This window comes from Protofrankia sp. CiP3 (assembly GCF_917627345.1).
In the GTDB taxonomy this organism is placed as follows: Bacteria; Actinomycetota; Actinomycetes; order Frankiales; family Frankiaceae; genus Protofrankia.
Window position 1 is genome coordinate 1 of record NZ_CAKJTM010000141.1, and the last position, 9,810, is coordinate 9,810.

General features: G+C 67.9%; 10 protein-coding genes and 1 pseudogene. 1 reads left to right on the forward strand and 10 read right to left on the reverse strand.

The window, feature by feature from the left end:
* The coding region (locus tag MJ797_RS24295; RefSeq protein WP_239341631.1) for a hypothetical protein at positions 1–191 on the forward strand (191 nt) is incomplete at its 5' end.
* Here the strand turns inward: MJ797_RS24295 and MJ797_RS24300 are convergent.
* From MJ797_RS24300 to MJ797_RS24340, 10 genes and pseudogenes are all read right to left on the reverse strand, one after another.
* Positions 158–1,135, reverse strand: coding sequence for a cytochrome P450 (locus MJ797_RS24300; protein ID WP_239341633.1), 978 nt, complete (start codon positions 1,133–1,135; stop codon positions 158–160). The two genes, MJ797_RS24295 and MJ797_RS24300, sit on opposite strands and share 34 nt — an antisense overlap.
* 290 nt (positions 1,136–1,425) lie before the next feature.
* Entirely contained in the window at positions 1,426–1,728 is a 303-nt protein-coding gene (locus tag MJ797_RS24305) for a hypothetical protein (protein WP_239341635.1), read from the reverse strand.
* Positions 1,725–2,843, reverse strand: coding sequence for an HAD family hydrolase (locus MJ797_RS24310; RefSeq protein WP_239341637.1), 1,119 nt, complete (start codon positions 2,841–2,843; stop codon positions 1,725–1,727). Before MJ797_RS24310 ends, MJ797_RS24305 begins: the two co-directional genes overlap by 4 nt.
* An 11-nt stretch (positions 2,844–2,854) precedes the next feature.
* Positions 2,855–3,763, reverse strand: a complete 909-nt coding sequence (locus tag MJ797_RS24315) for a hypothetical protein (RefSeq protein ID WP_239341639.1) — start codon at positions 3,761–3,763, stop codon at positions 2,855–2,857.
* 50 nt (positions 3,764–3,813) lie between these two features.
* Positions 3,814–4,914 carry an acyl-CoA dehydrogenase family protein gene (locus MJ797_RS24320; RefSeq protein ID WP_239341641.1) on the reverse strand — a complete coding sequence of 367 codons (1,101 nt, stop codon included), beginning with the start codon at positions 4,912–4,914 and terminating at the stop codon, positions 3,814–3,816.
* Positions 4,907–5,182 (reverse strand): acyl carrier protein, encoded by a 276-nt coding sequence (locus MJ797_RS27650; protein ID WP_374582916.1) that lies wholly within the window; start codon positions 5,180–5,182, stop codon positions 4,907–4,909. The genes MJ797_RS24320 and MJ797_RS27650 overlap by 8 nt, the downstream gene beginning before the upstream one ends.
* A 63-nt stretch (positions 5,183–5,245) precedes the next feature.
* Positions 5,246–5,902: pseudogene (locus MJ797_RS24325) on the reverse strand (O-methyltransferase); the annotation flags it as partial.
* Positions 5,902–6,762 carry a 3-hydroxyacyl-CoA dehydrogenase family protein gene (locus MJ797_RS24330; RefSeq protein ID WP_239341644.1) on the reverse strand — a complete coding sequence of 287 codons (861 nt, stop codon included), beginning with the start codon at positions 6,760–6,762 and terminating at the stop codon, positions 5,902–5,904. The pseudogene MJ797_RS24325 and the gene MJ797_RS24330, both read right to left, overlap by 1 nt.
* A gap of 129 nt (positions 6,763–6,891) precedes the next feature.
* The gene (locus MJ797_RS24335) at positions 6,892–7,698 is read right to left on the reverse strand and encodes an arylamine N-acetyltransferase (protein WP_239341646.1); all 807 of its coding nucleotides are present in this window, start codon (positions 7,696–7,698) and stop codon (positions 6,892–6,894) included.
* Positions 7,691–9,810: type I polyketide synthase (locus tag MJ797_RS24340; RefSeq protein WP_239341648.1), on the reverse strand; the 2,120-nt coding region annotated here is incomplete at its 5' end. The genes MJ797_RS24335 and MJ797_RS24340, both read right to left, overlap by 8 nt.

Here is a 9,810-nt window from a genome sequence, read left to right on the forward strand (position 1 = left end):
ATGCGACCTTCGCGCAGCCCTGGGGCCACACCCGGTGGCCCACCGACCACGAGGCCCTGACCAAGGTGCGCGAGCTGCACGCCGAGTGCTCCTTACGAGCTGCTGTAGCCCTGGGTGCCCGCACGGCCGGCTCCTTCATCCACGCTCCCCCGCCTCCCTACCAGGTCACCGGCAGCTCGCGCACGCCGTAGATGGCCGTGTCCGTGCGCCAGGTGACGTCCTCGAGCGGGATCGCGAGCCGCAGATCCGGGAACCGGTCGAACAGCCTGCGGTAACCGACGCGCAGCTCGATCCGGGCCAGCTGCTGGCCCAGGCACTGGTGGATGCCGTGGCCGAACGCCACGTGGTGCACCGCACCCCTGGTGATGTCCAGCTCGTCCGGGTTCTCGAACTTCTCCGGATCCCGGTTGGCCGCCATGCCCGAAGCGACGACGGACGAACCCGCCGGGATAAGCCGGCGGCCGATCTGCACGTCCTGGGTGACGAGACGCACCTGGCCGATGCGGATGATGCCGTTGAACCGCAACAACTCCTCCACTGCGGTGTCCACAAGGGACATGTCGGCCTTCAGCTTCGCCAGCTGTTCCGGGTGATGCAACAGCGTCAGCGTGCCAAGGCCGAGCATATTGGCCGTGGTCTCGTGTCCGGCAGTCAGCAGCATCATCGCAATGCCGGCCAGCTCGTCGTCGGTCAGCGGCCGCTCGGCCTCCCGCTGCGCCTCGATCAGCCCGGACAGCAGGGCGTCGTCCGGCTCATTCCTCTTCTGCCGAACCAGTTTCAGCATGAACGCTGCCAGCGCGTCCCCGGCCGCGATCACCTGCTCGGGGGTGGTCTTCACGCTGAGCAGCGTGGCCGTCTGCTGTTCGAAGAACGCATGCTCAGAATAGTCCACACCGAGCAGCTCACAGATGACCAGCGACGGCACCGGCAGCGCGAAGTCGGCGACCAGGTCGGCGACCGGTCCCCTCGACGCCATGTACTCCAGCTGATCGGCGACGATCTGCTCGATCCTCTGCTCCAGCCTCTTCATCCGCTTGACGGTGAACTGGCCGGTGAGCTGCTTGCGGTAAAAGCCGTGCACCGGCGGGTCCTGGCTGCTGAACAGTCCAGGCCTCTCAAATCGGTCGCCGAACAACTCCTTGGACACCTTGCGAATCGGGCTGATCCGCTGCCGGCCGCGGGAGCTGAACGTCTTCGGGTCGGCAAGCACGCTCTTCACGTCGGCGTACCTGGTGACAAGCCAGCCGATCTCGCCATCAGGGTAGAGCAATGGGCTAACCGGGAACTCGGCGCGCAGTTCGCCAAGGCGACGCGGCGGATGGAACGGGTCCTCGGAGACATACGGGAGCGGAGCGGGTTCGGGCAGCCGGTCCGCAGCGGAGTGCGCTAACGGGCAACGGCCTACCGGCTGGTCGGCGATCTCGGTCATCGTGGTCCCCTCGTCGGAATGCCCGCACACCGGTTGTGCAGAACTGTGGTAACGGCGCACGGCTGGAATTCCCTTATCCGCTCTGCGCGTTCCGCATCGGTCAGCCCGGGATCGAGGATCACGTCGTTGAGCTTCTCGTACTCACCCTGATCGATCACCATGCGGCTCACCTCCCTGCCGAGGTCGTGCGTCACGAGCCGGCGGCAAGTCATCAGAACAGTCGAGTTGTCGACCACCCGGCTCAGGATCCGGAGATTCGCCGCCGGCCAGCGCGGCACCTCGGCGACGTCGCGGTTCACGGTTCCGCCCCGGCGACGCCCCAAACGAGATCGGCAGCCTCGGGCGAACGCAGGTCGGGGGCATGCACCGTCATCGTGACCGGTGGCTCCTGTTGCGTGGGCGCGAGGTGCAGCCGCTCGATCCCCGGTTCGAACGTCGGCGGGACCTCGGCCGCGCAGTCGCAGTCCTCGGTCCGGAAACCGGCGAATCTGTAGGCGACCTCGGCCATCCGGTTACGGTCTGTCCTGCAGAAGTCGGCGACTAGGTGGACCCCCGCATTTGCCGCAGCGTCGGCCAGCCAGCGCAGTAATATCGTGCCCGCGCCGGAGAAGACCACACGGCATGATGTGGCGAGCAGCTTGACGTTCCATGCGTGCTCAAACTTCTCGATCAACAGCACGCCCACCGCGCCGTACCCACCGAACTTGTCGTCGAGCGTGACCACGAGCACCTCGTGGGTCTCGTCCGCGAGCAGTGAGCGCAGCGCCTCGCCCGAGTAATGCACGCCGGTGGCGTTCATCTGGCTGGTGCGCAGGGTGAGTTCCTCGACTCGGGCGACCTCCTCGTCGGTGGCGCGTACGACCCGAAGAACGATGCCGAGCGTGCGCAGGAAGTCCTCGTCGGGGCCGGCGAACTCGGACCTTGCGGTCGCCCGGCGGGCCGCCGCCTTGTACATCTGGCGGCGCCGCCGTCCGTCGACGGTTATCACCGTGGGCGTGAACTCGGGCAGTTCGAGCAGCTCAGCTGCGCGCTCCGCCTCGTAGCAGCGCACCTCGGGATGGTGGTACGAGACGTCGGCGCGCTCGACCGGCATGTCGTCGATGAAGGCGATCGTCCCCAGTGCGAACGAAAGTTCGTCTGCGATCTCTTTGACCATGACGGACTTGGGCATCCAGCCGATACGCGGCACGACGAAGTACTCCGCCACGCCGAGTTCCTCCAGTTGGCTCCACGTGCTATCGAAGTCGTTGCGGCTGGAGACTGATTGCAAGATGCCGCGCTCATCGAGTCCGACGATCACCTCCCGGACGGCGTCGCTCAAGGCGACCTTGTCCTGCTCTGCGAGCGTCCCCTGCCATAGTGTGTTGTCGAGGTCCCAGATCAGGCATTTGACCAGCGTCGGCGCGTTCGCCATCAGATGGCTCCCTAGATTTCCCACAGCGTGACGATCCACGCCGCCACGGGGCTGTTGTTGAGCACCAGCACGAAACCCCCGCGGCTCAGGCCCCCCAGGGACACGACCCGCTGGAGGTTGAGCACGACGTCCATGGCCCCGAGGTGCCCGGCGTCGGCGAGGTGGGCCCGGCAGAACCGGTGGATCGGCAGCTCAAGGGTCTGCTCGTAGAACCGGAAGGCGCTCTCGGTGACGTTCTGCATCAACGTCGCGGAGACATCTGCCTTCGTGATCCCGGCGTCGTTGAGTACGCCGTCGACTAACGCACTCAACCGGACCCTGCTGTGCATGGCCAACTCGAAGCTGTACCGGTCGCGCGAGCGGCATTCCTCGCGCCATTCCGGCATTGGGCCGCTTTTGTAGTCGACATAGAACAGGTCGTGGAAGGTGCCGTCGGTCTCCTGTCGGTGGGCACGCAGCACCGGCCGCCCGTCGCGCACGACGGTCATGGCGTAGGCGCCATCGCCGATTACAGTCACCGGATAGCGGATCCGGAACGCCCCGGTCGGCAGGCTGGCGAAGGTGATCAGCACACTTTCGCGGCTCGGGTCCGCGATCAGCAGATCGCGGGCAAGGGCCCAGGCCGCAGACGAGCCCGCGCATCCGAGACCGTCCACGGCGAAGGCGAAGGCGCCCTTGACGTCGCCGTGCGCCTGGGCCTTGCAGACGTCGGACCCGATCAGCACATCCGGCGCGCGCGGCCCAACCATGATCATCAAATCGGGGTTTCCCCCGTACTCTTCGAGCAGCTTCCTGCAGGCCCGGCCGGCCAACGAGCCGACGTCACCGTCCTCGAACACGCCGACCGTGCGCACGCCGGAGGTCTCCAGGAACTCTCGCTCCTTTGACCCGAGCCTGGACAGTTCGGGCAGCTCGGCCACGGCGACCCGCCTCTGCGGCAACAGGCACGTGATCGCTCCGATGCCGATCGTCATCGGCCCACTCCCATCACCCGATCGGCGAGAATCAGCTGGCTAATCTCGCTGCTGCCCTCGATGATCTCCATGAGCTTGGCGTCCCGGTACGCGCGGGCAACGACGTGCCCATCCTGAGCGCCCGCGGAGGCCAATACCTGAACCGCCGTCGCGGCACCCTGGGCCGCCGCACGGGAGGCGACGAGCTTCGCGAGCACGGCCCCCGTGAACTGGTCGGGTGAACCGTCGTCCCAGCAGTCGCTGGCCCGCTCGCAGGCCAGAGTCGCGGTGCGCTCCGCGACGTACAGTTCCGCCAGATGACGGGCGACGAGCTGGTGCCTGGCGATCGGCACGCCGAACTGCTCCCGGTCGCGCGCGTGCGCCGTTGCCGCCGCCAGGCAGGCGCGCAGAATTCCGACGCAGCCCCAAGCGACCGAGAGGCGGCCGCAGGTCAGCGCGATCGTGGTGAGCATGGCGAGGGACTGCCCGGCGGCGCCGAGCAGGTTCGTGCGCGGAACGCGTACCGCGTCGAGCGTCACCGTCGCGTGCCCGGCGGCGCGGCAGCCCATCGGCGACTGAGCCGGATCACGCCGAACGCCCGGGCTGGTCACCGGAACGATGACGGCCGCGCCACCGTCGCCGTAGCGGCCAAAGACAACGAGCAGATCCGCGTACACAGAGGCCGTGATCCAGGTCTTGACGCCGTCGACGACGAGGGTGTCCCCGTCCTCGCGGATCCGGGTGGACATGGCCGACAGGTCGCTCCCGGCGTCCGGTTCGCTGAACGCGACGGCCGCGAGCTCGCCACCGGTGAGGCGGCGTAGGTAGTGCTCGCGCTGGGTACGGTCGCCGAGCCGCGAGACGGTCCAGGCGCTCATCTCCTGAGAGGTCATGACGCTGCGAAGCGAGCTGCACAGGGAGCCGACGTGGGCGGTCAGCTCCCCGCACTCCCGGCCGGTCAGGCCGAGCCCGCCGAACTGCGTCGCGATCTCGGGGCACAGCAGGCCCTTGCCGCCGAGTCCGCGCAGCAGGTCCAAGGGAATCTCGCCGGCCAGATCCCAGCGCCCGGCCGCATCACCGACCGCCTCGGTCACGATCGCAGGCAGGTCCTCACGCATCGGCGGCTTTCCCCAGCCGCTGCACCAAGTCGGTCATCGCGCGCACGGTGCGGAAGTTGGCCAAGGCGAGGTCCTCGCGCTCGATGGAGACGTCGAAGGCTTTTTCCACGAAGACGACGAGCTCCATCGCGAACAACGACGAGAGCACCCCGGAGTCGAACAGGTCCTGCCCGACCTCCCACTCGATCTTGGTCCGCTCGACGAGGAAGTCAAGCAGTCGCTGTTCGATTATCGCGATCGTCAGTTGCTCGGAGGCCGATTCAGGCATGACGCACTCCTTTTCTTTCCGGTGATGATCGGTCTGAGACGAGCGCTGCGGGTCCGGCGCCAGCTTGCGCGCCAAGGTGATGCCGTCGGCCATCGGGATGAGCGACAGCTCGACGCGAGCGTCGTCGCGCAGTGCGGCGTTGAGCTCCCTGATGGCAAGCGTGTCAAGGTCCTGCGCGGCAGGATCCACGACCCGGCCGAAGAACAGGGTGTTGTCGAGGATGATCAGGCCGTCCGGCCGTACCAGGGTCAGCGCGCGCTCGAAGTACTCGGGATAGCCGGTCTTGTCCGCATCGATGAAGACCAGGTCGAAGCTGTCGGGGCCCTGCTCGGCGAGGAGCGCGTCGAGCACCTTTGTGGCCTTGTCGAGCCGCAGTTCGATCCGGTCCGCGACGCCCGCGCGCTCCCAGTACCGCTGGGCGATGCGCGTCCAGCGCTCGCTGATGTCGCAGGTCACGAGACGGCCTCCGGACGGCAAGGCGCGTGCCATGCACAACGCGCCGTAGCCCGTGAACGTGCCGAGCTCCAGCACGTTGCGGGCGCCCACGAGGCTGGTCAAGAGGGCCAGCAACTGGCCCTCCTCTGGCATGGTGACCATCGCGGCGAGGGCGCTCATACCGGCGGTCTCGGCCGCCAGATCGCGCAGTACCTCGTCGTCGCGCAGGGAAACGTCGCGCACGTACTGCTGGAGTACGTCGCTCACCTCGACCTGGCCCGCCATCAGAACGTCCCGTATGCGTAGAAACCACGGCCGGTCTTGCGGCCGAATTCGCCCTCGGCGACCTTCCTCAGCAGCAGCGGCGAGGGGCTGCATCCCATGTCACCGGTCCGCTCGTGCAGCACGCGTAGCGAGTCGACCAGGTTGTCGATCCCGATGAGGTCAGCCGTGCGCAGCGGGCCGCTCGGGTGGCCGAGGCAGCCCTCCATGAGCGCGTCCACGTCCTCGACCGACGCTCGCCCCTGTTCGACGAGGTCGGCCGCGGCGTTGATCATCCGGTGCAGCAACATGCTGGTCACGAAGCCAGGCCCGTCTGCCACGACGATCGGCCTGCGCCCGAGCCGCTCGACCAGTGCCCTGACGACGGCCAGCGCCGCGTCGCCGGTCTGCGGCCCGCGAATCACCTCGATCGTCCTGATCAGCGACGGCGGGTTCATGAAATGGACGCCGACGAGGTCCTCGGGATGCGGCACCGTTGCGGCAAGCTCGGCGACCGGGATCGACGACGTGTTCGTGATACGAGGTGTACCGGGAGCGACCGCCGCCGCTATCTCGTTGTGCAGCTTGACCTTCGTCTCGAAGTGCTCGGTGACGGCCTCGATGACAGTGATCGCGCCCTCGACGCCCTCCGACGACTCCGAGGTGGTCAACCTGCCGATCGGCACGTCCGGCAGCGCACCCATCAGCTGGGCCTGCCTAAGGTGTCCGCGGACCTCACCGGCCGCAGTGGCGAGCCTGTCCGGATCCACGTCCACCAGCAGAACCGGAACGCCGTGCCCGAGCGCGAGCGCGGTGATGCCGACTCCCATGACGCCGGCGCCGAACACGACGATCCGGTCGCCGCCAGCTCCAGTCATATTCATGCGATCCGTTCCGTGCTAGATGGCTGATTCCAGGAGTTGAGGTGCTGTCTGCCTGCGGGCATCGGGCGAGGGTGTCGATGAGCACGTCGCGCACGGCGACCTCATGAATCGAACACGGCTCCCCACCGCTCACGGAAGGAACTCTTTTACCCGCACCGCGCGTTCTTCGTCGGTCAGGTCAGGATCGAGGATCAGGTCGGTGAGCCGCTCGTACTCGCCCTGGTCGATCACCATGCGGCTCTTCTCTCGGCCGACGTCGTACTTCATGAGCCGACGGCCGGTCATCAAGACGGTCGAATTCCCGACCACCCGGCTGAGGATCCGGAGATTCGCCGCCGGCCATTCGCTCAACTGCGCGGCGATTTCGCCGATGCTGGCGGCGAAATCGGCTTGCGAACGCGCCACTGCCTTGAACCGGTAGAGCCCCGACCACCCTTTCACCGGAGAAAGCCGTTCGAGCAGCCACCACTCGCCGTCGGGCACCATGCGGAACTCGAAGCCGTCCTGCAGCTGCACCTCACTGGTGATCTTCAGCGGACCGAAGGGGGTCGGTTCGCTGTAGCCGACGTCAGCGATCCACTGCTCGCCGTCCAGGTCCACCAGCACGGCCAAGTGCTCGATCTCAGGCCCGAACCGGCCACTCGGCAGTCGCGTGCTCGCCGCCAGCCTGTGCGCCGTGAAGCCGAGCTGTTCGAGCAGTTGACGGAACGACTCGTTCAGCTCGTAGCAGCTTCCACCGGCCCGGCTGACGATCGAACGCTGAAAGGCCTGGACGACGTCGAATGCGGCGCCGGTCAGGAACTCGTCATCGTTGGGCTGAGTGTGGTAAGGCACAGCCCGGACGTGGCTTTCATGGAGACCTCGAAGGGCTCGCAGGCTGGGATCCAGCGGCCCCTCGTAGCCGATGGCGGCGAGGTACTGACCAACGTCAAGCATGGGTCTGCTCTTTTCTCATCAGCTCCATCAATCGCTCGGCGATCATGGATGGGGTCGGGTGGTCGAACACCAGGGTCGCGGGCAGGGGCGCCCCGGTCAGCCTGGTGAGCCGGTTACGGAGCTCGACCGCCGTCAGCGAATCGAATCCGATGTCGAGCAGCGGGCTGTCGATGGCGACCAGGTCCCGCCCGGCTGTGCCGAGGATGACGGCTGCTTCGGAGCTGACCAGGCCCGCCAGGTGCTGAACCTGGGCCTGCGGCGCCATCGCGGCCAGCGTCGCCTGCAGCGCTCCCACATCGCTGGCGGCGGCGGTGCGGCGCTGCGGTCCGGCCGCCAGCATGCGCGCCACCGGCCACGCCCACGGCGCCCCGGGGACCGGCCCGTCGTGACGGCGCAGGACGGCCATATCCAGCACCATCGGAACGAGTACCGGACGTCCGCCGTCGAGCGCCGCGTCGAGCAGCGCCATCCCCTCGGCGGTTTCCAGCGCACCCATCCCGGCCTGGGTTATCCGGGCCACGTCGCCCTCGGTCCTATACCCGGTCATCGTGGTGGCTTCAGCCCAGTAGCCCCAGGCCAGGGACACCGCGGCCTCACCGGCGGCCCGGCGGCGGGCGGCAAGAACATCGAGATAGCTGTTTGCGGCCGCATAGTTCGCCTGCCCCGGGGTGCCCAACACCCCCGCACCAGAGGAGAACACCACGAACGCCGCCAACCCCATCCCACGAGTCAGCTCGTCCAAGTGTGTGGCCGCATCCGCCTTCGGACGAAGCACCGTCTCCAACCGCTCCGGAGTGAGCCCGCCCAGAACCGCGTCGTCCAAGACGCCAGCGGTATGAATCACCCCGCTGAGCGGCGCCGGTACTTCGGCAAGCAGGGCTTGGGTTTGAGCCCGGTCGGCGACATCGCAGGCCACGATCCGCACATCCGCGCCGGCGGCCTCCAAGTCGGCACGCAACCGCGCGGCTCCTTCAGCGGCCGGGCCTTGTCGTGAAGCCAGAACCAGACTCCGAACCCCGTGCGCGGCGACCAGATGCCGAGCCACCAGCCCACCCAAGGTCCCGGTCCCGCCAGTCACCACCACACAGCCAGCACCCAGGCCCCCAGCCCGCACGGTGCCGTCGACGTGCTCGGCCCGGGTGAGCCTGGGAGCTTCGACCTGCCCGTCCCGCAGCCGGATCTGCCACTTGTCGGCCGCCGCGGCCCGGCCGAGCAACCCCACCAAGCCCGTTAGCTCGGTGCCGGGGTCCGGATCGGCGAGGTCGACCAGCAGGATCCGGCCGGGGTTCTCAGCCTGGGCCGAACGGGTCAGTCCTGCGACCGCGCCCGCCACCGGATCGTCGCCCGCACCTCGGACGACCACGGCCAGCCGAGCCTCACGAGAGGCCGGCTCGGTCGTGAACGCCTGCAACACTTCCAGCACCCGCGCCAGAACCACCCGGACCCGCGCCAGCTCACCCTCGGCGGAGTCAGCGATCAACGGTTCCGCGTCGAGGATCAACCACCCCGGCTCGTCCTCGCTCAGCGCCTCCAGGTCCGCCACGTCGGCGATCACGACGCGGCCCGGGTGATCGGCGGCGACCGTGTCGCCGTCGCCGGTGGCATGAGTGGCCCCGACGAGGGCGGGCGTCCATTCGACGGCCAACATCATCGCTACGGCTCCGCCCGCGGAGGAGGCGGTGAGCTCCGACGGCATGAGGGGGCGTGAGGTCAGGGCGGCGAAGGTCAGGACCGGGTCTCCGGCGTGGTCAGTCAGGTTCATCCTCAGTCCGTCGGGGCCCTGGGCCGCCTGGATTCGGACGGTGGTGGCGCCGGTGGCGTGCAGGACGACGCGGTTCCACGAGAACGGGACCATCACGCCTCCGGTGTCGCTGGGCGGTGCGGTGGCCATGGACAGGTGCAGGGCGGCGTCCAAGATGGCGGGGTGGATTCCGTATTCGGCCACGTCGGTTCCGGTGTCCTTCGGGAAGTGCACTTCCCCGAACATCTCCCCTTCTCGTGTCCAGGCCGTGGTCAGGCTCCGGAACGACGGCCCGTAGCTGTAGCCGTGTTCGAACAGCCGCTCGTAGAAGCCGTCCAAGGGCACCGGTTCGGCGCCCGGTGGCGGCCAAG